The organism is Streptomyces liliifuscus, assembly GCF_016598615.1.
Lineage (GTDB): Bacteria > Actinomycetota > Actinomycetes > Streptomycetales > Streptomycetaceae > Streptomyces > Streptomyces liliifuscus.
The window spans coordinates 8,052,962-8,075,928 of sequence record NZ_CP066831.1 but is presented as its reverse complement, the minus strand read 5'-3'; the positions used below and the strand labels follow the sequence as shown (position 1 = coordinate 8,075,928).

Annotated in this window: 22 protein-coding genes; 9 read left to right on the top strand and 13 right to left on the bottom strand. The window is 70.6% G+C overall.

Features of this window, described 5'->3' with window-relative positions; all coding sequences use genetic code 11:
- Positions 1–156: 156 nt before the first annotated feature.
- The 3 genes from JEQ17_RS34780 to JEQ17_RS34770 all read left to right on the top strand — a co-directional run bounded on the left by JEQ17_RS34780 (position 157) and on the right by JEQ17_RS34770 (position 3,718).
- Positions 157–795, top strand: a complete 639-nt coding sequence (locus tag JEQ17_RS34780; protein WP_200398947.1) for an ATP-binding protein — start codon at positions 157–159, stop codon at positions 793–795.
- A gap of 89 nt (positions 796–884) precedes the next feature.
- Complete coding sequence (locus tag JEQ17_RS34775) at positions 885–1,340, top strand: hypothetical protein (protein WP_143637573.1); 456 nt, start codon at positions 885–887, stop codon at positions 1,338–1,340.
- A gap of 515 nt (positions 1,341–1,855) precedes the next feature.
- The gene (locus tag JEQ17_RS34770; RefSeq protein ID WP_200401880.1) at positions 1,856–3,718 is read left to right on the top strand and encodes an ABC transporter ATP-binding protein; all 1,863 of its coding nucleotides are present in this window, start codon (positions 1,856–1,858) and stop codon (positions 3,716–3,718) included.
- Between the two features lie 28 nt (positions 3,719–3,746).
- Here the strand turns inward: JEQ17_RS34770 and JEQ17_RS34765 are convergent, their stop codons facing one another.
- The 4 genes from JEQ17_RS34765 to JEQ17_RS34750 all read right to left on the bottom strand — a co-directional run bounded on the left by JEQ17_RS34765 (position 3,747) and on the right by JEQ17_RS34750 (position 7,647).
- Complete coding sequence (locus JEQ17_RS34765) at positions 3,747–3,917, bottom strand: hypothetical protein (protein ID WP_186001198.1); 171 nt, start codon at positions 3,915–3,917, stop codon at positions 3,747–3,749.
- Positions 3,918–4,081: 164 nt separating this feature from the next.
- Positions 4,082–4,795 (bottom strand): DUF899 domain-containing protein, encoded by a 714-nt coding sequence (locus JEQ17_RS34760; protein WP_200398946.1) that lies wholly within the window; start codon positions 4,793–4,795, stop codon positions 4,082–4,084.
- A gap of 84 nt (positions 4,796–4,879) precedes the next feature.
- On the bottom strand, positions 4,880–6,082 hold the full coding sequence (locus JEQ17_RS34755) for a cytochrome P450 family protein (protein WP_200398945.1): 1,203 nt from the start codon (positions 6,080–6,082) through the stop codon (positions 4,880–4,882).
- A 110-nt stretch (positions 6,083–6,192) separates the two neighbouring features.
- Positions 6,193–7,647 (bottom strand): amidohydrolase, encoded by a 1,455-nt coding sequence (locus JEQ17_RS34750; RefSeq protein ID WP_200398944.1) that lies wholly within the window; start codon positions 7,645–7,647, stop codon positions 6,193–6,195.
- A gap of 150 nt (positions 7,648–7,797) precedes the next feature.
- On the opposite strand from JEQ17_RS34750, the gene JEQ17_RS34745 reads away from it, so the two are divergent.
- Positions 7,798–8,748 carry an endonuclease/exonuclease/phosphatase family protein gene (locus JEQ17_RS34745; protein WP_200398943.1) on the top strand — a complete coding sequence of 317 codons (951 nt, stop codon included), beginning with the start codon at positions 7,798–7,800 and terminating at the stop codon, positions 8,746–8,748.
- A 51-nt stretch (positions 8,749–8,799) separates the two neighbouring features.
- On the opposite strand, the gene JEQ17_RS34740 is transcribed toward JEQ17_RS34745, so the two are convergent.
- The 7 genes from JEQ17_RS34740 to JEQ17_RS34710 form a co-directional block, all read right to left on the bottom strand.
- Positions 8,800–10,752, bottom strand: coding sequence for an FUSC family protein (locus tag JEQ17_RS34740; RefSeq protein WP_200398942.1), 1,953 nt, complete (start codon positions 10,750–10,752; stop codon positions 8,800–8,802).
- A gap of 716 nt (positions 10,753–11,468) precedes the next feature.
- Positions 11,469–12,200, bottom strand: coding sequence for a DUF7873 family protein (locus JEQ17_RS34735; protein WP_200398941.1), 732 nt, complete (start codon positions 12,198–12,200; stop codon positions 11,469–11,471).
- A gap of 41 nt (positions 12,201–12,241) precedes the next feature.
- Complete coding sequence (locus JEQ17_RS34730) at positions 12,242–13,213, bottom strand: hypothetical protein (RefSeq protein WP_200398940.1); 972 nt, start codon at positions 13,211–13,213, stop codon at positions 12,242–12,244.
- Positions 13,214–13,325: 112 nt separating this feature from the next.
- On the bottom strand, positions 13,326–14,138 hold the full coding sequence (locus tag JEQ17_RS34725) for a nucleotidyltransferase domain-containing protein (protein WP_200398939.1): 813 nt from the start codon (positions 14,136–14,138) through the stop codon (positions 13,326–13,328).
- A gap of 131 nt (positions 14,139–14,269) precedes the next feature.
- The gene (locus JEQ17_RS34720; protein WP_200398938.1) at positions 14,270–14,704 is read right to left on the bottom strand and encodes a hypothetical protein; all 435 of its coding nucleotides are present in this window, start codon (positions 14,702–14,704) and stop codon (positions 14,270–14,272) included.
- Positions 14,705–14,814: 110 nt separating this feature from the next.
- Entirely contained in the window at positions 14,815–15,465 is a 651-nt protein-coding gene (locus JEQ17_RS34715; protein WP_200398937.1) for a hemerythrin domain-containing protein, read from the bottom strand.
- 412 nt (positions 15,466–15,877) lie between these two features.
- On the bottom strand, positions 15,878–17,044 hold the full coding sequence (locus tag JEQ17_RS34710) for a peptidoglycan recognition protein family protein (protein WP_200398936.1): 1,167 nt from the start codon (positions 17,042–17,044) through the stop codon (positions 15,878–15,880).
- 140 nt (positions 17,045–17,184) lie between these two features.
- On the opposite strand from JEQ17_RS34710, the gene JEQ17_RS34705 reads away from it, so the two are divergent.
- From JEQ17_RS34705 to JEQ17_RS34685, 5 genes are all read left to right on the top strand, one after another.
- A complete protein-coding gene (locus JEQ17_RS34705; RefSeq protein WP_200398935.1) occupies positions 17,185–17,601 on the top strand; it encodes a pyrophosphohydrolase domain-containing protein in 417 nt (138 codons plus the stop codon).
- A gap of 117 nt (positions 17,602–17,718) precedes the next feature.
- Positions 17,719–18,462 carry a hypothetical protein gene (locus JEQ17_RS34700; RefSeq protein ID WP_200398934.1) on the top strand — a complete coding sequence of 248 codons (744 nt, stop codon included), beginning with the start codon at positions 17,719–17,721 and terminating at the stop codon, positions 18,460–18,462.
- A gap of 87 nt (positions 18,463–18,549) precedes the next feature.
- The gene (locus tag JEQ17_RS34695; RefSeq protein ID WP_200398933.1) at positions 18,550–19,719 is read left to right on the top strand and encodes an asparaginase; all 1,170 of its coding nucleotides are present in this window, start codon (positions 18,550–18,552) and stop codon (positions 19,717–19,719) included.
- A gap of 196 nt (positions 19,720–19,915) precedes the next feature.
- Positions 19,916–20,335, top strand: a complete 420-nt coding sequence (locus JEQ17_RS34690) for a RidA family protein (RefSeq protein ID WP_200398932.1) — start codon at positions 19,916–19,918, stop codon at positions 20,333–20,335.
- Positions 20,336–20,344: 9 nt separating this feature from the next.
- Positions 20,345–20,959 (top strand): gamma carbonic anhydrase family protein, encoded by a 615-nt coding sequence (locus tag JEQ17_RS34685; protein WP_200398931.1) that lies wholly within the window; start codon positions 20,345–20,347, stop codon positions 20,957–20,959.
- 19 nt (positions 20,960–20,978) lie between these two features.
- Here JEQ17_RS34685 and JEQ17_RS34680 read toward each other — a convergent pair whose 3' ends face one another.
- Both JEQ17_RS34680 and JEQ17_RS34675 read right to left on the bottom strand, forming a co-directional pair.
- Complete coding sequence (locus tag JEQ17_RS34680; RefSeq protein WP_407700109.1) at positions 20,979–22,013, bottom strand: glycoside hydrolase family 6 protein; 1,035 nt, start codon at positions 22,011–22,013, stop codon at positions 20,979–20,981.
- Positions 22,014–22,248: 235 nt separating this feature from the next.
- A complete protein-coding gene (locus tag JEQ17_RS34675; protein ID WP_200398930.1) occupies positions 22,249–22,965 on the bottom strand; it encodes an aspartate/glutamate racemase family protein in 717 nt (238 codons plus the stop codon).
- Between the last annotated feature and the right edge of the window lie 2 nt (positions 22,966–22,967).

Below are 22,967 nucleotides of genomic sequence, written 5' to 3'. Positions count from 1 at the left end.
CAGCCCGGGCGGCGCCCGTTCGGGCCCCGAACCGGGTACCCAACTGACGCCGCGCCACGTGCTGTTGCGAGCAGTGTGCCATGGCCATACGGCCCGGAACACTGCACTCTGCAATTTTCAGAGTGACACTTGCCAAGTGTTCACGACGGGGAGATAGTGGCAAACGTGATTCCGTCCGCGCCGTTAGGAACAGACGCAGCCGAGGACCGGTTCCGTCTCGGTGCCGCCGCTGGGGCATGCCCCGAGGCAGCAGCCGAGCGCCGGTTCCGCTTCGAGCTGGCCGCACATCCGGGCTCCGCAGCACAGGCCCGGCATCTGACGCGTGCCCGGCTCTCGGGCTGGTCGGTCTGTGAGGACACCTGCGACACGGCGGAGCTCGTCGTCTCCGAACTGGTCACCAACGCCATAGTGCACACGGCGAGCCGTCATGTGGTGTGCGAGCTGCACGACGGCGGCGACCTGGTGCGGATAGCAGTCCGTGACGAGGGGTGTGCGCCGGGTGAGCCCCACCCGTCGCCACAACGTCCCGAGGAGGAGCACGGGAGGGGATTGCTTCTCGTCGCGGCGATGTGCACAGCCTGGGGCGCCCAGGAAACCGGTCCCGGACTGCTGGTCTGGGCCGAACTGCCGCGGTCGGCGAACAACGGCGCCGAACCGCGGTCGGACCTGGGCTGGAGTGCGAGGAGCCGGCCGGCCCCAGCCGGCTCCTCGCCGACCGGGGAACACGCGCACGGGGAACACGCGCATGCGGAGCCGAGCGGCTCGCAGGCGCCCCCGGCCGGGCACGACTGGTAGTGACCTGACCGTTCCGGCCGCTTTCCGGCTGGTGCGGCGACAGCCGTTTCCGGATGGTTCGGAAAAATTGGAGAACGGACGGGGGCTGAATGGGTGTGAGGGCAACGTCGGCCGGTGCGCCACGGGTGCTGAACCTGGACACGCTGGTCCGCCTGGAGCGCGGCCTGCGGACGACGTCCGGGACCGGGCCTTCGCGGCGGCTGACCGTGCCGGAGGGCATGCGGGCACCGCTGGGCTGTGACGCGGTGGCCATGCCCGCGAGACTCGGCCCGCTCCTGATGCCCCGCCTGCCACGCGTCGGCTGTGTGTACGCCGACAGCACGCACTGGTGGTGGCTCGTGCCCTCCGACTCCGACGTCGCTCTTGAGTGGCCTGCGCCCGCGCACTACGCCACGGGGGCGCTCGTACCCGCCTCGCCCGGCCTCCCCGGGCTCATCCACAAGCCTGGCGGCACGCTTCCCTACACTCCGCCGATCCCGCTCTATCTGGCGCTGTGCCGGTTGACGGGGACTCCGCCTGCCTGGACGAGGCCGGTCAGCGCGTGAGCGCTCCGCTGGTGGCTGCATTCGTCTGCGGGTAGTCGTGGGCGGCCGCGCCCCGCGGCGGAGCCGCTTGCTTCACAGCCCCGCGCCCTTCGCGGCGCGCCCCCACAGCGCGCGGTCCTGAGCGCCCGGGCGTGCTCCGGTTACGCCGTGGCGGACCGGGCGCGCGCCCTGCCCGATGACGTCCCGCGCCGCGATAGTGGCCGTTCGTCCACGATCGGGGGAGGTCACCGGTGGGACCGACGGAATCTGCGGGAGCTGCGAAGAAGACCGGGCGGAGAACCACGAAGAAGAGCGGGCCGACGGGGCCCGCGAAGACGGGGTCTGTGGAGACGGGACCCGTGAAGACGGGATCCGCGGAGACCGGATCCGTGAACGGGACGGCCGGCACGGCCGAACCCGAGCCCGAACCGTCCGAGCCCAAGCCGTCCGAATCCGACCCGTCCCAGCCCAAGCCGTCCGGACCCGAGCCCTCGGAGTCCGAGCGGCTGCTCTTCGGCGGTCCCCTGCGCTACGACATGGGCTGGTCTCAGCACTCCGACGCGTTTCTGGAGCTGAACTTCCGGGCCATGGTGACGCGGCTGCCCGCGCTGCTGGCGTCCAGTTTCCGGCTCGCCTGGCAGGCGGACCGCCAGGCCGCACGGATCGTGCTGGGCGCCGAGGTGTGCCGGGGCCTCGCCCAGGCGGTGAGTCTGCTCGCCGTCAACAGCGTCCTGGGGCGGCTGATGGCGACCGGCTCGGTGCAGGACCGGCTGCGTGACGCGGTGCCCGCACTCGTCACGGTCGCCGTCGTGATGCTGCTCGCCGCGCTGCTGCGGGCCGCCTCGACGTACGCCACGGGCCGCCTCGAACCGAAGGTGGAGCGCGTCGCGACGGAGCTCTATCTGGAGCGGGCCGCTGCGGTCGAACTGTCCGCGATCGAGGACGAGGCCTTCCACAAGCTCCTGGACACGGCACAGTACGGGGCCTCGTCCGCCCGGCGCATGATCCGGATCGCCGCGCGCGTGGTGAACGCGATGATCTCGCTGGTCGCGGCGGCAGGTGTCCTCACCGTCCTGCACCCGGCACTGCTGCCGCTGCTGGTGACGATGACGCTGCCGAGTGCCTGGGGCGCGCTGACCATGGCGCGGCACCGCTACGCGTCGTTCCACGCCTGGGTGCAGCATGCCCGGGCCGGCCAGCTGATCAGCGGTCTGCTCACCGAGCCCGCCGCGGCGCCCGAGATCCGCGTCCACGGGGTCGGCCCCTTCCTGCTGCGGCACTTCCGCGCGATGTCGGAGTCCGCCGAGGCGGAACAGGCCCGGCTGGCCCGGCTGGGGGCACGGACCGGGCTGATCGCGGCCGCCTGGACGGGCCTCGCGACCGTGGCGACGTACGCGACGCTCGGCGGGCTGCTGCTGGGCGGTGCGATGGCACTGTCCGTGGCGGGCACGGCGGTGATCGCGATCCGTACGGGCTCCGGGAATCTCGACACACTCGTCCTGGAGGTCAACAGCCTCCATGAGGACGCCCTGTTCGTCGGGGATCTTCAACGCCTGTACGTGGAGGCGGCCGAGCGCGCGATCCCGGTCGGCGGCGAGCCGCTGCCCGAGGAGCCGCGCGAGATCCGCTTCGAGAACGTCACGTTCACCTACCCGGGCAGTGCGGCCCGCCCCGCACTGTCGGACCTGACGCTCAGCGTGCCGCTCGGCAAGATCGTGGCGCTGGTCGGGGAGAACGGCTCCGGGAAGACCACTCTGGTCAAGCTGTTGTCGGGCCTGTACGCACCGCAGCGGGGCCGGATCCTGTGGGACGGCGTGGACGCGGCGACCGTCGACCGGCACCAGCTCGCCGAGCGCATCGCGATGGTGGCGCAGGACTTCAAGAGGTGGCCGTTCACGGCCCGGGTGAACGTCGCGATCGGCCGGACGTCGGCGCCGCTCACCGACGAGCGGCTGCGCGCGTCCGTCACGGAGGCGGGCGCCGAGAACGTGGTAGACGATCTGCCGCGCGGTCTGGACACGCTGCTGGCCCGAATGTTCAGTGGCGGCCACGAGTTGTCGGGCGGCCAGTGGCAGCGGCTCGGTATCGCGCGGGCGGCCTACCGCAGGGGCGCGATCCTGGTCGTGGACGAGCCGACGGCGGCTCTCGACGCCCGTGCCGAGCTGGAGGTCTTCGAGAAGATCCGGGCCCTGGCGGGTACCGGTCAGACGGTCATTCTCATCACACACCGCCTCGCGTCGGTGCGCCACGCCGACCTGGTGCACGTCCTCGACCAGGGCCGACTCGTGGAGTCCGGCACTCCGGAGGAGCTCCTGTCCTCGGGAGGGGTCTACGCCGAGCTGTACTCGCTCCAGGCGGAGCAGTTCGCGGCCAAGGTTCCGGCGCCGAAGGCCGGATGAGGCTTCCGGCGGCGGTGGTCGGCCCGGCTCACTCGGCGAGTTCCCGTACGACCACCAGGAAGGCATCCGTCGACAGGTCCATCACGACCTCGACGTGCTGCCCCTCCAGGCGGCGCGCCTGCGCGAACTCCTCGGCCGGCCACGAACCACGCGGCCCACCGGCGGGAAAGCGCTCCAGCACCGTTCGCCCGTTCACCACGTTGCACCTCCATCTAGCGCTGCTCTCCTGAGACCTCTTGAGAGCCCTTGAAGAGTTAAACGCCAAACATGGGGTGGACGTCTCGCGAAGTGACGTTACTGAGACGTAGCTGACACGCGGTCATCACACCTTGTGAAACACCTGACGCTTCGCGTGGCCAGGACTCAGTCCTCGTACTCGTCGTGGTATCGGACGCGCTCGCTGCCCGCGGGCGCGCCCAGTGCCGACGCGCGCCCCTCCGGCAGCTCCCATTCCTCCTGCCGGCCGAGGGCGGTGAGGTCCAGAAGACTTGTGGCGGAGCCCAGTCCGTCGAGTCCGCGCTCGTACGTCGAGTACGTGTGGAAGATCCGCTCACGGTCGCGGAGGAAACAGCTCAGCCCCGGCCGTTCATAGGGCTCGTGGCTCTGGCCTCCGACGCTGCCGTCATGCCCCTCGAACGACACCTGGAAGTCGTGGTTGAAGTCGTTGTCGTACGACGAGTACCAGGGCACCGTCCATCCCATCCGCGCCTTGAAGGGCAGGATCTTCGTGTACGGCGCCCTGGAGACCACCGCGAACTCGGTGCCCCGCGCGTGCAGATGCGCGAGGTGCCCGATCTGGTCGACGAAGCCCGAGCAACTGCGGCAGCCCGCGTCCCACTCCGGCGCGAACATGAAGTGGTAGACGACCAGTTGAGGCCGCCCTTCGAAGAGGTCGAACAGCGTCGCCTTGCCGTCCCCGCCCTCGAAGACGTACTCCTTGTCGATCTCGACCATCGGCAGTCGCCGCCGCTCGGCGTTCAGAGCGTCACGCGCGCGGGTCGCCGCCTTCTCCCTGACCAGCAGTTCCTCGCGTGCGCCGCGCCACTCGTCGCGCGACACGATCCGCGGAAGCGTCATTTGCCCCTCCTCCGGTGCGGTGCTTTCCCTGGGTGGACCGGAGGAGGGAACGGAACTCATCGGTGGGGCGCGGAATTTCTTTTCTCAGTACGTCACCTGAAGCGTGAGCAGGCCCCGGGCGCGGAGGGACGGTCGCCACCGGAGGTCGTCCGGGTCGCCGTCGAGTTTCAGGTCGGGGAGGCGTTCCAGGAGTGCGGCCAGGGCGATCTCCGTCTCCAGTCGGGCCAGTGGTGCGCCCAGGCAGTAGTGGATGCCGTGTCCGAGCGCGAGATGTCCGGTGGCGTCGCGCCCGAGGTCGAACCGGTCGGCGTCGGGGAAGCGGCGGGGGTCGCGGTCGGCGGCGGCCAGGGACAGCAGGACCGTCTCGCCCGCCGGGACGGTGACGTCGCCGATCGTCACGTCCTGCAGCGGGAAGCGGCGGATGGCCAGCAGGGCCGGTCCGTCGTAGCGCATGAACTCCTCGACGGCCGCCGGGAGTCGGGTGGGGTCCGCGCGGAGAGCGGCCAGTTGGTCGGGGTGCTGGAGCAGCGCGAGGACCGCGGTGCCGATGAGCTGCACCGTGTTCTCGTAACCCGCGAAGAGGATGAGGAAGGTGAGCGACATCAACTCGTCCTCGGTGAGCCGGCCGTTCTCCGCGCTGTCGCTCTCGTCCCTGACCGCGATGAGGTCGGAGAGCAGGTCGTCGGCGGGCTCTTTCCGCTTGTCGGCGAGGAGTTGGGTGAAGAAGCCGAGCATCGCCACGATGGCCTCTTTGGCGGCTTGCGGCCTGGCCGGGTCCGGCGCGACGAGCACATCGGTCCAGGCCCGGAAGTCGCGACGGTGTTCATCCGGTACGCCGAGCAGGTCGCAGATGACGGTGATGGGAAGCGGCGCGGCGTAGGCGGCGATCAGGTCCGTGCCGCCGTGCGCGCCCAGTGCGTCGAGAAGCCGGTCGGCGGTCTGCCTGATGGGGACGCGCAGTTGCTCGACGCGGCGCGTTGTGAAGGCCCGGCCGACCAGGCGGCGGATGCGGGTGTGGTCGGGCGGATCCATGTTGAGAAGGTTCGCGTCCAGGGCGGGCGGGAGAGCGAAACCCTTGTAACCACCGGGCAGCGCATGCCGCTTGTCCAGCGAGAGAAGCGGATCCGCCAGCGCCTCGCGCACATCGCCGTACCGCGTGACCAGCCAGGCGGGACTGCCGTCGGGACCGGTGATGCGATGCACGGGGGCGGAATCGCGCAGCCGATCGTAAACGGCGTACGGATGGGTGAGGAGGCCGTCGGTAGGAAGGTCCTGGTCAGTGGACATGGGCCAACCCTAAGCGCCCCGAAAGGGGCGCGGGGAACTGCGCGACAAGCCCCCACCGGCCCGCGGCAAACGAACCGCACACCCCCACACCCGCACACCCAGCGGAGCGCTCACGTGTCGTAGTCCTGGATCCGCTTGCCATGGCTCCGGTCGATCAGCGCGGGCATCCGTTCGTTCATCTCCCGCACGATCGCGGGCACGTCGAGCGTGAGCAGCTCACGGTCGCGCATGATCACCCGCCCGTCGACGATCGTCGTGCGTACGTCGCCGGCGCGGGCGCTGTGCACGAGGGTCGCGGCGAGGTCGTGCACGGGCTGGGTGTGCGGACCGCTCACGTCGACGAGGATGATGTCGGCCCGGCGCCCCGGCGCGAGGCTGCCGATCTCCTCGCCGAGGCCGACCGCCCGCGCGCTCTGCAGTGTCGCGTGGTGCAGTGCCTGTCGGGAGGTCAGCAGGCGCGGGTCGCTCTCGGTGAACTTCTGCACCAGCGCGGTGAGGGCCATGGACTCCCACACGTCCAGGGAGCTGTTGGACGCGGCCCCGTCCGTGGCGAGGCCCACGGGGATGCCGAGCTCACGCAGGGCCCGTACCGGAGTCGTCGTGGGCCAGGCGAACTTGAGGTAGCCGCGGGGCGCGCTGGCCACGGCGATCCGGCCGGTGGCGCGGGCGAGTACGGGCAGGTCGCGCTCCATGATTCCGGTGCCGTGCGCGATGAGCAGGTCGGTGTCGAGGAGCCCGGCGTCGGCCAGCACCTCGATGGGGGTGCGGCCGTGGCGGGCGAGGCTGGTGTCGGCCTGGTCGCGGTTCTCGGAGGCGTGGATGTGCACCAACAGGCCGTGTTCCCGGGCCAGTCGGGCGGTGGCGGCGAGGTCGGCGTCCTCGACGGTGTACGGGGCGTGCGGGGCGAGTGACGTGGTGATGCGGCCGTCGGCGGTGTCCCGGTGGCGGAGGGCGAACTCCAGCGACTGCTCGCGTCCTTCGGCGCCCTGGGAGGAGAAGAAGGCCTGTCCGAGGTTGGCGCGCATCCCGCTCTCGGCGGTCACGGCGGCGACGGTGTCCATCGAGAAGTAGTGGTCCGCGAAGCAGGTGACGCCGCCCCGGATCATCTCGGCGCAGGCGAGCCGCGCACCCAACTCCACGTCCTTCTCCTGGAGGTTGGACTCGATGGGCCAGGCGAAGTCGTTGAACCACTCCTCGATGGGCAGGTCCTCCGCGATGCCGCGCAGGGTGACCATCGGGGCGTGCGTATGGCAGTTGACGAGGCCGGGCATCGCGACCTGGCCACGCGCGTCGATGCGCACGGTGTGCTCCGCGGCGGGGACGTCGACGTCGACCGGCCCGGCGATGACACTCTCGATGCGGCCGCCCCGTACGACGATGGTGGCGTCCTCGACGAAGCCGATCTGCTCGTGATCGTCGTGCACGAGGGCGGTGCACCGGGTGATGATGAGATCGGCCGGGACATCTGTCGGGACATCGGCCGGGGTCTTCGTGCCGGGCGGGTGGGCCCCGTAACCGGCAGAGCTGTTGGTCGTCGCGTCGGGCGTGGGCTCGGGCGAGGTCATCACGCCACGGTACGACGGGATCGTGCCGTCGGGTGACGTGAACCACGCATCCTGTCCCGGCCCTGTCGCCCCGGCGGTTTCCCGCGCACGCTGGCCTCACCATTCGACGGGCGGCGCCCCTTGGACGGCGCGTCCGGGAAGGAGCCCGGCATGCTCCTCGGCACGTGGAACCTGGAGAACCTGTACCGGCCCGGCGGCGCGTTCGGACCGCGCAGCGAGGCCGCGTACAAGGCGAAGCTCACCGCTCTGGCCTCGGTCGTCACGGAACTCGACCCCACGCTGCTCGGCGTGCAGGAGGTCGGCGATCCGGAGGCGCTGGCGGACCTGGCGGGGATGCTGGACGGCGACTGGCACATCGCGCTCTCGGAGCATCCGGACAGCCGCGGCATCAGGGTCGGCTTCCTCAGCCGCCCGGAACCGCGGACGATCATCGACACGAACGCCTTCCCCGCACCGCTGCGACCGGTTCAGGGTGACGACGACGGTGAGCCCGTCTCCCGGACGGGCCGCGGCTTCCTGGCCACGGAGATAACCATGCAGGGGATGACCTTGACCGTGGCGGTCTGCCATCTCAAGTCGAAGCTGTTGACGTTCCCGGGCGGCCGGTTCCAGCCGCGGAACGAGGGCGAGCGGGCCCGCTACGGCGCGTACGCCCTGTACCGGCGGGCCGCCGAGGCCACGACGCTGCGTGCCGTCGCCGACGACCTCCTCGACGGCAGGGGCAAGGAGCGGAACGTGGCCGTGCTCGGCGACCTCAACGACGAGGTCGCGGCCGCCACGACCCAGATCCTGCAGGGCCCGCCCGGTTCCGAGATCGGTACGCCGGGTTTCGAGCGGCCCGACAAGGGCGACGCGGCCCGGCTCTGGAACATCGCGCCCCTGATTCCGGAGGAGCAGCGCTTCTCCCGCGTCCACTCCGGCCGTCCCGAACTGATCGACCACATACTGGTCAGCCGGCTGCTGCTCGACCATGTGACCGGGGCGGGGACGGGGACGCCGGTCCGGCCGACCCCGCTGCCGTCGGTCGACGGGAACCCGGGGGCACGACGGGACGCGGCGGGCTCGGACCATGCGCCGGTGTGGGCGCGGATAGAACCCTGAGGGAAGCGTTTCGGGCCCTGAGGCCGAGGGGAGTCCTGGCGGACGGGCCGCTCAGGCGCTGAGGAGGTTGGCCGGCGGGTCCGCGAGGCCGGCGCGCTCGCGCTGTTCCACGAGTTCGTCGAGGAGGGTGGCGAGGCGCTCGGTGTGCCGCGGGGTGAGCCGGCCCGTGTCGTCGAGGTGGACGGCGCAGGCGGTGGTGGTGTCGACGAGGCGTTCGAGGGTGGCGGCGACCTCGTCGGTGCCTTCCGTGTGCCGGGCCAGGGTGGGCAGTTCGGCGGCGGCCCGGTCGATCGCGGCACGGGCCTCGGCCAGCTTCCGGTAGGCCTCGCGGCGCAGCGCCCAGCGGGCGGCGCGGTCGTCGGCGCCGCTCAGCACGTGGGTGAGATACGCGTGGGCGGCGTCGGTGGCGAGGGCGAGGCGGGTCTTCACGTTCCCGCCGCGCTGTCCCGGAGCCGGCAGATGGCCCACGATCAGCACGATCGCGCAGGCCAGCAGCGTCTCGCCGATACGGCTCCAGGAGGCTTCCGGCTCCCCGCCGACCATCACGAGGGCGAGTACGAGGACGGTGACGACGGCGGTCTGCGCGGCGAAGTGCCTGGTGGCGACGGGTATCAGGGCGCCGCTGATCGCCACGAGCGCCACCAGCCCCTCGGGGCGGGGCAGCACGGCCGCGAACCCCGCGAAGACGAGGGCGCCCAGGACGGTGCCGGCCGCCCGGTTGAGCACGCGCGAGACGAGCGGACCGAGGTCCGGCTTCACGAGGAAGACGGCGGTGGCGGGCAGCCAGTACCAGTGCACGTGGTGCAGGGCCTGCGCGACGGCCGCGCTGGCTCCGTAGGAGAGGGCGACGCGGAAGCCGTACTCACGGCCGCCCGCGCCGGTGACGGTGCGGAGCAGGGCCTTGGTGCGGAAGGGTCGCAGGCGCAGTCCCTTGTGCGCGGTCTGCCGGGCGCCACGGTCGAGGGGGTTGGTGCCGGCGTCGCTGTGGGGGGCAGCGCCGTGTTCGTCACCGGCCGTGTTCCCGTCGATCTGCCGGCCGCCGGACTTCTTGCCGCCGCGGTCGAAGGTCTCGGCGGCGTGCAGGAGTGCGTCGTCGAGGGCGCGCAGTCCGGGTACGGACCGGGCGGGCGCGGGCAGCGGTCCGCAGGGCTCGCCGGTCCGTACGGCGGCGGCGAGCCGTCGCGGCCCCTCCGCCGTACGGGCGAGCAGCGGGTCTCCGGCCCAGGCCAGGGCGGTCGCGGCCTCGGCGAGCGGCAGCGCGGCGGCGTACTGCGCCCGCAGCCGCCGCTCGGCGGAGGAACTGGCGTACCGCCGCAGCCTCGGCCCGGCGAGCGCGTCCTGTGCGTGATCGAGCGCGGCGGTGAGGGCGGCCCGACGGGCCCCGGCCTGCTCGCCGCCGGCGGCGGCGAGCAACTCGGCGATGGCGTCGTAGACATCCGCGACGGCCACCCGCTCGCCGTCGAACCGGAAGTCATGGGCGAGGGCGCCGGGCGTGGGCAGCACCAGCCGCAGCACGATCAGCCAGGCGGCTCCGGCCAGGAAGAACAACGCCCGCTGCCACCCGGGTTCGGGCAGTGGCATTCCTGCCCCGATGGCCGCGGCGACGAGCAGTTGCGTACCGGCCCCGGAGGACACGGGCCCAATGGCGCTCACGGCCCCGGCGAGCAGACCGAGGGCGGTGAGTATCAAGGTCAGCGGAACGGCTCCGAGGCCCTCTCCCGCGTACGTGCCCACGACGAGCCCCGCGGCCCCGGCGAGCCCGGGCACCCCGATGCGGTGCACGGCGGTCCGCCGGCTCCCGGGCCGGTCGTTGATCCCGGCGAGCATGGCTCCCAGAGCGGCCATGACCCCGACGGACTCCTGCCCGACGACCACGGCCACGAGCAACAGCGGCCCGGCGGCGAGCGCCCCGCGCACAACGGCGTTCCACGGCACGGGCCCCCTTTGCGCACGCAGCGCATGCGTGAGCCAGGGAGGCAGGGCAACGGAGAAAGGTCGCGGCACGGGCACGGGGCTCCTGTCGGGACGAGGGCGGTTGCGGATGGCATGCCTTCGGGCGACGTCGGCCTGGGCGGTGGTGCTTACGGTAGGTCGGGTTCCTGGAGAGTAAGGGACCTATGCGTTTCGCGGGTGTGACGAATGTCGTGATGGCCGCGTTCTTTATGTACGCAATCGGGGGCGGGCCCGGCGCACGCCTTCCGGAGGCGGTCAGGCAGCGGCGGCCCTGCAGCGGCAGAGGCAGTCCGGGCGAGCCCATCGCATCGCGGGCGGACGGGAGCGGGCTCGGAGGCGTAGCCGGCCTCCGAGCCCTGTGATGCCACCCATGTCGCACACCGGCACGCTTGAGAACTCAGGTCAGTGTTATGTCGCCGCGTCCTGCCTTTGGACCACCGCACATCGAGCTGTGCGGGCCGGACTTGAACCGGCATTTCGACGCCCGGAGCCTGAGTCCGGTCGATCCGGCGATCGGCGGCGAATGCTGAGTCTGGAGCAATAGTCTGAGATTGATCGCGGTCTGCCTCTGCCAGTTGGGCTACCGCGGCGCGATGGGCACCTCGTACGAGTTGTACGGGCTGTACGAGAGGTACGGGTGCCGGGTTGGTGCCGCGGGGAGGACTCGAACCTCCACTGGAACCGCGAAGTCACGACAAGCTTCAGTTTCAGCTTGCGCTCCTCGCGCACCCCGGCCGTCCTTCTTGTTGGCCGGGGAGTCTCTGAGGCTACCCGAACAGGTAGCCGAACACGGCGTCCCCGACGCGCTGGTCGGTGACGTCGGCGCCGTTCGCCTCTTCCCGGGCGAACTTGACGGCCTGCTGCATCTTCTCGACACGGTCGAGCAGTTCGTTGACGCGGCGGGCGGGCAGGGCGCCGGAGAACTTCACGGTCGTCCAGTACCCGACAGGGATGTCCTCGTAGTACACCTCGACCTGCGCCGGATGCTTGTCGGTCGCCTCCGCCTTCACGTGGTTGCGCGGGACCTTCTTCGTACGCAGCGTCCTGACCGGCTCGGTCTTCCACGCGTCGGTCGACGGGTCCTGCACCCACGACTCGGAGGCGTCGAGCACGGGCAGCTTCCGCACAAAGGTGTTGAGATCGGTGAGCTGCTTCTCCAGGAAGAGCAGATAGGACACCGGAACGTCGGCGACGAGCACCCGCCCGTCCACCTTGACGTCCGCGCGGGCCGTGCAGTTGGCCCAGTCCTTGGTGGCGGTCACGTCGAACAGCCGGGTCAGCGTGGCCGCGGTGTCCCGCAGCACATCCTCGGCCTGCACCTGCACCCGAGTCGACTCGGGCGGCAACTGCTCACCCTCCTCGTCCTTGGGCTGATACGTACGCGAGATACCGGCCAGCAACGCCGGCTTCTGCAGCCCATGATGAGCAGCCGTCAGGTCCTGATGAGACTTGGACTTGATGCCCTTCTCGACCGCGATGATCTGATTGAGTTTCGCCACGTCGGTGACGGTAGCAGTGTCAACTTGACCTTTTCCAAGGGTTATTCGGCGACGTGGTCCGCTCCGGACCAGATCTCACGCATCACGATCCGCCGCTCGCTCACCGCGGGCAGCCTCCGGAAGACGCCCGGGCTCTCCCGGTGGACGCAGTCGACGCCATAGCGATGCAACAGCTCCACGTCCTCACGCGCCGGCAGTTCGGGGAACAACCCTGTGAGCCGTTGTGCGGGAACCGGGCTGTGCGGTCCGTAGTCGAGAAGCTGGGCCAGGGCTTGACGCACATGGAGGTGACTCGCCGTGCTCTTGGCCTCTATCACTTCCGAGCCATCGACGCTTTCGACATACATGTCGCTGATACCGGAAGCACAGTAGAACCGCTGGGCCGTCAGACCACGATCAGCGAGATGCTGCCGATACTCGCGAACCAGTACCGCCTCGCGGCGATCGACGACGATCAGCCGTCGGCTCCGCCGATACCCGGTCCGATGCGTCCGCAGTTCCTCCATGGCCGCAATTCGCACCACATCCCGGTCCCGAATGCCCGACTGCCGCCCGGTCAGTTGCGGGACCAGCGTCTGCCATTCCGTGTCCGGCGTGATCATGAAATCTTCCAGTACCGAACGTGCCTTGTCGTCCCGCAGAACCATCTGGCCAGGGAAGTTGTACGCGGGGCTGTACCCGATGGCGGCGTTCAGCTCCACGTACGGAATGTCTGTCGGCACCAAGTCCAAGAGGCTGTAGACGGTGTGCCAGCTCTGCTCACCGTCCCGCGGCGGCCACAGGAGATCGGCGAGCGCGCGATTGCGGAAGATCGCCCCCACCTCGCCTATCGCGCGCACCTGGTTCTGGCCGGTGAACAGAACCACGTCGCCGGTGACCACGTCGGCCAGCTTCCGGTCATGCGCGGGCGTCGCGCCCCAGAACCGGGCGTTCCCGTCCTCGTGCAATGCCCGGAGTTGGTCGCGCTGTTCGGTGGTGAGCACCGCGTCGTAGCGCGGGAGCGTGAAGTCCACCAGCTGATCGACCGTGTCCGCCCAATGGCGTCGTGTCCCGGCACTCCCGTACGAGGGGGAGATGAGCACCCGCACTCTGTATTTCCTTACGCTATGAAGTTCGTTGTCAGGGTCAGGAGTTCGTCGTCCGTTGCGGACTCGCCCTTTCGAAGAGCGCCTGGGTCGCCTCAATGGCCTGGAGCAACGGAGCCACGTCCGATTCCGCGGACAGGGAGCCGATGATGTCGTCGACGCCCCTCAATCCCGCCCGCTCCAGCAGCCGCTTCTCGTTCGTCACCCACTCGCCCCGTGCCGCCAGTACCGCGTGCCCGGCCTGCATGGCGGCTGTGGCGATGGCGCCTGCGACCTCTGTGCGGCGGGCGTTCGGGGCGTGGTTGACCTTGGCGTAGGCGAGGGTCATGCGGGCGGTGTCGTGCCAGCGGGTGTGGGCGGTGGGGCGGAGCTTCTCCGGGTAGGTCGCCGGTCGGGGCAGTGTGCCGTGGAGCACCTGGTTGACGGCCAGTTCGGCGACCAGCAGGTAGCTGGGGATTCCGGCGAGGTGGAAGAGCAGCGGCTCTACGTGGAAGCGGCCCTCCTCCGCCTCCGCCAGCTCGTGTTCGACGACGTCGAGGTCTCGGTAGTGGACGTCCACGCGGCGGCCGTCGATCGTGAGCCACGCGCCGCCGTTGAAGACACCGCCTCCCCAGCCGCCGATCTCTGAGACCTCGCCCTCCCAGCCGATGGCGCGGAGGGCGGCGGGGGCAAAGTCGCCGCGGTAGTAGACGGCCAGGTCCCAGTCACTGTCGGGCGTGTGCGTGCCCTGGGCCCGGGAGCCGCCGAGCGCCACCGCCCGGACCGCCGGGAGGGCGGCCAGGCGGTCGGTGACGGTGTCGAGGAAAGCATGGTCGTTCACAGGCGGTCGCTCACTCGCAGGGTTGTTGCTCATAGGGTCGCTGCTCACAGGGCTCTCGGCCACAGGGCTCGTGGTCACGGGGACAGGGCGTCAATCACGACGCTGTCATTCCAGGCGCGGGCCGCGCTCCGGGAGTGCGCGTCACGATCGTCGCGGGGTGCGCGTCACAGTCGTCGCGGTGGCACTCCGATCGTTACTCCGCCGCTGACCGTGTGCGCCTGGACCACGGCGCTGTGCCGCACGTCGCCCGTGATGGTGTTGCGGAGGGAGCCCGGGGCGGGGGCCGTGGAGGGCGGGGTCAACTCGTCCAGCAGGGCGCGGAGTTCGGCGGCGGCCGCGGGATCGTCGCGCAGCGTGCGCCGGAGGCGGGTGCGCCAGGACGCCTGGACGTCCGCCGCGGCCTCCTCGTCGTCGGCGTCCCTCGCGGCGACGAGATCGGCCCGCGATTCCTCCAACTCGCCCACGACGGCCTGCTCGTCCCGGCCTCGCGAGAAGAGAACGACGACCCGATCCCGTACGTTCGCCCAGCCGTCGGTCACCATCTGCTGCACGAGCGCCGTCGCCCCGGCCGCCGCCAGCGCCGCCAACTCCGCGTCCATCGGGCCCCCTTCGAATACGCGTAAGGGTTTCCACGGTAGCCGGAGCGACCGACAACGCCCCCGCACGGCAACCGAGGACTCCCCGGGGTGCGCCCCTTTATGGCACGCGCTCACCCATAAACCCGCGCCACCCTCCGCTCGTATCCCCGCCTCCAGAACGCCCTCCACAGCAGCGCGATCAGCGTGGGCACATCCGCGAGGAAGCGTTTGCGTTCGCCGGGCAGGGCGTAGTGCAGGAGCATGCCGAAGAGGGCGGGCAGTCGGGGGCCCGCTGCCTTGAGCTCGCCCTTGACGAACTCCTCGAACTCGGCCTGGCTGATCTGGCGAGTGATCGCCGGGAAGACCTCGGCCTCCTCCAGGGCGAGGTGAGGGCGCAGGACGTCCAGCAGTTCGCGGATGACCGGGGCGCGTTCGGGAAGGGGGCGGGTGCGGTCGGCCGCGTCGTCGGCGAGTTTCTGGATGAGGGTGTGTTCCTTTTCCAGCTCGTCGAGGATGGTGCCGATGCTCGGCTCCCGGTCACGTACCAGGGGGTGAAGCTTTTCGTCCTCGCCATGGTGGTGCTGATGGAGAACGGCGATCACCAGCTCAATCTGTTCCTGGACCCGTTCGGCCCGTCGGCCGGACTCGGCGGCGTCCGCCAGCCGGCTCAGTTCCTCGCGCAGCCCGCGGTGGATGAGGATTCCACCGATGTCGTCAGGCTGTGGCTGCGCATTCCGCCGCGGATTCGGCTGCGGATTCGGCTGCGGTCGTTCCGTCGTCATGGTCGACTCCGTCCCCCGTGTGGTCTCCGTTGGTCTCCGTCGAGGCCTACGGAAGCCATCCCTAGCGGGCATGGAGCGGCCACGCGAGGCCACTCGTGCGGGTCGCGTGGGGCGGGCGAGTCGCGCATCGGCGCGCCCGCTCCCGTCCTCCGGCCGAAGGCGTGAGAGCTGTGCCGTACGTCGACTGCCGGGGCTCCTGAATCAGCGCGCATCCGTGTCCTCGTACGCCGTCCGGCCGTTTCCGCGTGCGCCAGTACCGGTCCATCCCCGTACGCGAGGTCGGGCGGACACTCCGGTGGGAGTGATCCCGAACGCCCGTGCCCGACGGACGTATTGCGTACGGGGAGGGCAGCGCGGGAGACAGCGATGCGGGGGCACCAGACGGTACCCCCGCGGCACCCGGCGATGCTGTTCAGCCGGTGCCCGCCGCAGCCTTTCGCAGCGTCGCGAGCTCCCCGTACATCACGTCGCCCGGGCACTCCGTCGACAGCCAGTCGCGATGGCCGCTGATCTCGTGGACGTCCTTCGTGGTGCCGTTGATCGGGTTGGTGTACGTGACCTGGGCCTGGGGGTCGACCCCGTGGAAGCGGGTCAAGGCACGGACCAGGCTGGTGAGGGACGCGCGGGCGGCGTCGGTCGGGCCCTGTTCCATCAGGTTGCCGAGGAGGGCGATGCCGAGGTTGCCCGAGTTGAAACCGCCCACGTGGAAGGCGGTCACGAGCTTGCCGTCGGCGTCGTGGGCCGCGACGCCGTCGTCGCCCGAGTAACGGCCCTCGTAGACGGTGCCCTTGGCATCGATGAGGAAGTGGTAGCCGATGTCGCCCCAGTCGTTCGTGATCGCGTGGAGCTGGTAGATCGCGCGCACCGTGGCGGCCGGGTCCGGGTCATCGTTGGCTGTGGCGGTGTGGTGGACCGTGAACGTCTGGAACGGGTAGTACGCCGTCGGCGTGTTCTCCGTGCCGTCCGGCTTGAAGCGGAGCTTCTCGTCCGCGCCCCAGGCCGCCCGCGAGAGGTAGGCGACACCACGCACCCGGGTCGTGTCCGCCGGAACCGCCACCTTGCGGCTCGGGCCGCGCGTCGTGTCGATGGCCAGCGAACGCAGCCCGGTGGCTCCGTCCGGCGCCTTCAGCTCGTAGCCCGCGGCCCGGTCGACGGGGATGAGCAGCGCGCCGCCGTTGCTGTCCGAACAGCCGTTGCCGCTCAGGGACTTCCAGGCTCCCTTGCCGCCGTCGGCGTCGGTCAACCGGATGCCGCCGCCGGTGGCCTCACGGGTGCCGGCCCAGCGCACGCCCACGTAACCGATGGGGAAGGCGGCCTCCACCGGCGCCTCGCCCGTGGCCTCCTTGGCGCGGGTCTTCGGGAAGGTCTCGGAGGTCGTACCGGGCTCGGCGTCGGTGGTGTCCGAACCGGCCGCGTCCGAGGTGGTGTTGGCCATCACGACGGGGGTGAGCGCGGCGCCCGCCGCGACCGCGCCCGCCGCACCGATCAGCCCGCGCCGCGTGACGCGGGACCGGGCACGGTGGGACGTGGGAGAGGAGGAAGGAGTGGGAGGGGTGGGGGTGGTGGGGGGAACAGTCATGGGGCTTCCTTTGGTGTTCCTGGTCGTTCCTGACGGCGGCGGGGCGTATGGGGCCCACACTCCAGCCATGCTTGAAGACTCAACGGAGCATAGGGGTTCCGGTTACCGGCCCTGTCGACGCCCCTCGATAAAATCCCCGGATGCACTCCTCCCCCTCCTCCCCCGCACGTCTCGTCCATGAATTTCATCTGGCCTTCGGACTCGACGCCCGCACGACACCCACCGAGGTCTCCCCTGAACTCGCGGCCCATCGCGGCGAGTTGCTGGCCGAGGAGGCCGCCGAGGTGGCGGAGGTCGCCGTCGCCGGGCCGCTCGACCGGCTGGCGCACGAGCTCGCGGACGTCGTGTACGTCGCGTACGGCACCGCGCTCGTCCACGGCATCGACCTCGACGCGGTGATCGCCGAGATCCATCGCGCCAACATGACGAAGCTGGGGCCCGACGGGCGCGTGAGCCGCCGGGCCGACGGCAAGGTCCTCAAGGGGGACCACTACCGGGCTCCGGACGTGTCGGACGTGCTGCGGAACCAGGGCTGGGAGCCTCAGCCCACCGTCTGACCTGCCCTGACCTCCTCTGAACTGCCTGAACCACTCTGACCTGCTCTTTCTCCTGATTGTCAGTGGCGTGCGTTACGAATTGATGTGTCACGCAGCGTCACGACGGGGGAGGTAGTGATGACGATGCAGGGTGCGCCCGATCCGGGGGAATCACAGAGGGAACCGGCTCGTACGCATGTCTCGGCTGCCGGGTTGCGGGCGCGGGGGTGGTCCGACGGGACAGTGCGCCGGCTGTTGGGGGAGCCCGACCGGCTGAGTGCGCATCCGCATTTCCGTTCGGCGCCCTGGATCCGGATGTATCGCGTCGAGCGGGTCGAAGCCGCCGAGGAGAGCGCGGAGTTCCGGTCGGGAGCGGCGTTCGCGGCGCGGCGATCAGGTGCGGTGCGCAAGGCCGTGGGCCGCAGAGGGCGGGAGGCCGTGGCGCGCCGGCGGCGGGAGGTACTGGCCCGGATTCTGGCCGCGCCCATCGAAGTACCGCGGATGGACGCCGGTGAGTTGACGCGACGAGCCGTCGAGCACCGCGCCCGGCGGGAGACCGAGACCGCCACAGACGCCGCAGGCACCACAGCCATCGCAGGCACCGCAGGCACCCTCGACACCTCCAGCCCTCCCAGCCCTGCCAGCGCTCCCAGCCCTCCCAGCGCTCCCAGCCCTCCCAGCCCTCCCAGCCCTCCCAGCCCTCCCAGCCCTCCCAGCAGCGATCGTGCATCGCTCGACCAATGGAAGGTCGACTACCTGCGGCAGCGGATCCACGCCGCCATCGCCGAGGCGTATCCGGAGCTCGCGGAGGAGTGCGAGCGGCAGGTGCGCGACCGGCAACTCGGCCCGCCGGCCGGGGAGATCGGCGCGCACAGTGATTGACACCTACACGCAACGCCCGGGAAAACACCGCTTCCTACGGTCGGCGGGCGAGCGCCGATCACCGACCCGCAAGGAGCCGTGCCACCCGTGAAAATCGCCCACCGTACAGCCGCTTTGCTCTGTTCGTTCGCCGTCGCCGCCGGAGTCTCGCTGGCAGGCGCGAGCGCCCATGCCGAGGAGAGGAAGGATCTGCCCGAAGTGGCGGTGATCGGTACGGGCGGGACCATCTCCGGGGTCAGTACGAACCGCGTCTCGTTCCAGGACTACCGGTCGGGGCAGCTCGCGATCTCCAAGATGGTGGACGAGCTGCGGCCGGAGGTGGACGGCCTGGCCGACGTGACGACCGAGCAGTTCGGGAACAAAGGGTCTAGCGGGTACTCCATCGCGGACTACCGCAAGCTCACCGCATCCGTGGACGCCGCGCTGAAGAAGAACGACGCCGTCGTGGTCACCACCGGTACGGACACGATGGAGGAGTTCGCGTACTGGCTCGACCTGACCGTGCGCAGCGACAAGCCGGTCGTCCTCACGGGATCGATGCGGCCGTGGACCGTCATCGGCACGGACGCGCCGGCCAACCTCTACAACGCCATCAAGCTCGCCGCGAGCCGCAAGACCAAGTGCTTCGGAACCGTCGTCATGCTCAACGACGAGATCCAGGCCGCCCGGGAGGTCCGCAAGACCAACGCACTGCGCATGGACACCTTCGAGAGCGGACGTTCCGGGGTGCTCGGCACGGTCGACCAGGACAACATCAGGCTCAACCGGGCACCGGCCCGCGTCCAGAAGTGCGGCAAGGCCGGCTGGCGTACGCCCTTCGACCTGGACCGGATCGTCGGCAGGGTGAGCGCCAAGGAGGAGACAAAGGAGAAGACAAAGGAGGAGAGCAAGCCGCTGCCGAAGGTGGAGATCGCGTACTCGTACCAGGACGCGGGCGGCGAGGCGATCAAGGCATTCGCGGACGGCGGCGCCAAGGGGGTCGTGACGGCGGGCACGGGCGCCGGGGGCATATCACCCGCGATGTCGACCGCGCGGACGGACGCGGTGAAGAAGGGGGTGACGTTCGCGTCGACCACCCGTACCGGATCGGGCGCGGTGTACGACTCGACCGGCACCACCGGCGTCATAGGTGCCGAGGACCTGAGCCCGCAGAAGGCCCGGCTGTTGCTGCTCCTCTCACTCGCGGCGACGAACGACGAGAAGCTGATACGCGAGTGGTTCGCGACCCTGGGGACGGCCCAGTTCACCACCAGGTGACTGCCCAGCCCACCATCGGGTGACGGCCGAGTCGGCCATCAGGTGACGGCCGACGGTGGCCGACAACACCTCGCGGAGGATCGGCGGAGGATATTCGGATGCGGCCCCGCAAGCCGGGGCCGCATGATCGGCGGGTTGCCCCTCAACAGCCACCGATTCCCTCGACATCCACCGATCCGTCCGCGGGAGGCCACCCATGCTGAAGCGCGTCACCGTCCCCACCCTCTTCAAGCCGCCCACCTACTCCCACGCCTCCGTCGTCGAAGCGGGCACGCGTCTCGCCTTCCTCGCCGGGTCCGTGCCTCTCAACGACGACGGCGAGCTCGTCGGCCCGGGCGATCCGGTACGGCAGGCCGAGCGGGTGATCGCGAACCTGGGCGAGCAACTCCGGGCGATCGGCAGCGACTTCGAGCACGTCGCGTACACCGACGTGTATGTCGTGAGCGGTGACCCCGCGGTGCTCTCCGAGGTGTGGGAGGTCGTGGAGGCCTCCCGCCTCAGCGTCGGCCCGCACTCCTCCACCCTCCTCGGCGTCTCGTGCCTCGGATACACCGGCCAGCTCGTGGAGATCACGGCCACGGCCGTGGTCCCGGACCCCGCTTCCGACCAGGCCTAGAGTCCCCCCATGCTGATCGAACACCGCGGGCAGCGCCCCGTCGTCCCGGCCTCCGCGTACGTCGCGCCGACCGCCGTCCTCTGTGGCGCGGTCACCCTCGGCGAACGGGCCCGTGTACTGCACGGTGCCGTGCTCACCGCGGAGGACGGGGAGGTGAGGACCGGCGATGACGTCGTCGTGATGGAGAACGCCCTCGTACGGGGACGGCGGCGCCACCCCGCGCTCATCGGAAACGCCGTACTGATCGGACCGCACGCCCATGTCAACGGCGCCCGGATCGAGGACGAGGTCTTCGTGGCCACCGGAGCCTCCGTCTTCCCCGGAGCCGTCGCGGGCGCCGGTTCGGAGCTGCGGATCAACAGCGTGCTGCAGGTCAACTCGATCCTGCCGCCCGGCTCGGTCGTACCCATCGGCTGGATCGCCGTCGGGGCCCCGGAGGCCCAGCTCTTCGCGCCTGGCCGGCATGACGAACTGTGGGAGGTGCAAAGGGAGTTGGACTTCCCGGGCACGGTGTACGACGTACCGCGCGGCACGTCCATGCGGGACATCATGGCGCGGCAGGCGGACCACTTCTCGGCACACCTCGACGACCGCGTCCTCGACGACACCCCCTCGACCGACTGACCTCCTGGACCAGCCCGGTTCAGCCGCGGGAGTTCCGGGCCAGCTCCAGCGCGTACGACGGCCACCACTGCCCGGCGGTCGGGCCGCCCCGGCAGGTGCCGTCGGACTCGCCCGGCCGCTTGATCCACAGATAGGCGTCGATCAGCGGGGCGCCCGTGGCCGTGGTCGGCGGTGTTCCCAGGGCCCTGCCGGGCGGATTGCACCAGGAATCGGTGCCGGTGTAGGGCCCGTTGCCGTTGCGGCTGGTGTCGATCACGAAGTGCTTGCCGCCGAGAGCCGCCGACAGCTGATTCCCGTACGCGGAACTGGCCGCGTCCGTCTGGAAGTTGGAGACGTTCAGCGCGAAGCCGTCGGCGCGGGCGATGCCCGACTGTGTCAGTGGCTCGACCAGTCGCGAAGTGTCCGGCAGCCAGGCGGAGTTGCCCGCGTCGAGGTAGACACGAGTACCGGGCTGCCGCTTGAGACGGTCCACGGCGTACGCCAGCAGCGCGTACCGTTCCTCGGCCACGACCGAGGCGCAGCCCGCCACCGTCTGCGCCACGGCGTCCGGTTCGACGATCACATACGCGTCCCGGTCGCCGAGCCCCGCCGCGAACTCGTCGACCCATTTCCGGTAGCCCGCGGCGTTCCGGGCCCCGCCTTGCGAGTAGGACCCGCAGTCGCGGTGCGGGATGTAGTACGCGACGAGTACGGCCGTACGTCCCTGTCGTGCGGCGGCGGTGGTGCGGGCCCGTACCACCGCCCGGGACGCGGGGCCGTTGAGCCACTCGGCCTGGGGACGCGTGGCGATCCGGTCCATGAGCAGGGCGTCCGCGGTCCGTCCCGTGAGTCGCCATTCGGCGGCCTGCAGGGCGGCGCGGGAACGGGGATCGACCCAGAAGGAATCCACGGCGTCGCGCCCCTTCACGTCCGGACCGGCCGGACCGACACCGAACACCCCACGTGCACCCGACACCCCACGTGCACCCGACGCCTCACGTGCACCCGAAGTCCCGGCACCACACACGACCGTCGACGCGGCGACCACCAGAGCGGCAAGCACACCGGCAACCACCCGGACCCGCCCCCCGGCACGGCCTCGGCCCCGACCCTGACCCCGGCCACCAGCAAGCAACCGGACACAGGCACCCGGACCCACACCAGCGACCACGACCGACTCCGTTCCCACCGCCGGAGGCAACGGCGGCGACTCCTCTGCGGGGCACCGCCCACGTGCCGGCACCGCTCCCCCGGAGTCTGCGGTCAGCCGCGCCCGGCCACCTCGTTCGCCGCCTCGGGGGCCCGGAGAATCACTCCGACGGCGGCCCCCAAGTACGCCGCTTCGGCAGGGGCTTGGCGTAGCTTCCCGCCCTGCTCGTCGTCAGGCCCAGCGACACCAGCGACTCGGCGAGTTTCACCGCGGCGCCCACCCCGTCGACGACCGGCAGCCCCAGCTTGTCCCCCACCGCCCGCTGCAGCCCGGTCATCCCGGCGCACCCGAGCACCAGGACCTCGGCGCCCGCGTCCCGGGCCCGCTCGGCGGCGGCCACGAAGGCGGCTTCCGTACGCTCCGAGTCGCCGAGGTCGAGGACGCCGAGCCCGGTGCCCACGACGGCGGCACAGTTCTGGGCCACCCCGGCTCCGTACAGGCTGTCCTCGATCTGCCCGGCCGACCGCTCCAGCGTGGTGACGACGCCGTACCGCCGCCCGAGCAGACACGCGAGATGGGCGGCCGCCTCGGTGATGTCGACGACGGGTACGTCCACGAGTTCCCGTACGCCCTCGCGCCCGTGCTCCCCGAAGCCGGCCAGGACGACGGCGTCGTACGGACCCTCGTACGTCCGCAGGGTGTCGATGACGGCGGCCGCCGAGAGATAGCTGTCGAGCCAGCCCTCGGCGGACTCGGGTCCCCAGGCGGGGGTGAGTCCGAGCACGGTGGTGCCCGGGCCTGCAGCGGCCCGGGCACCTCGCACGATCTCCTCGGTCATCCCCTGCGTCGTGTTGCAGTTGGTGACGACGATCCGCACGT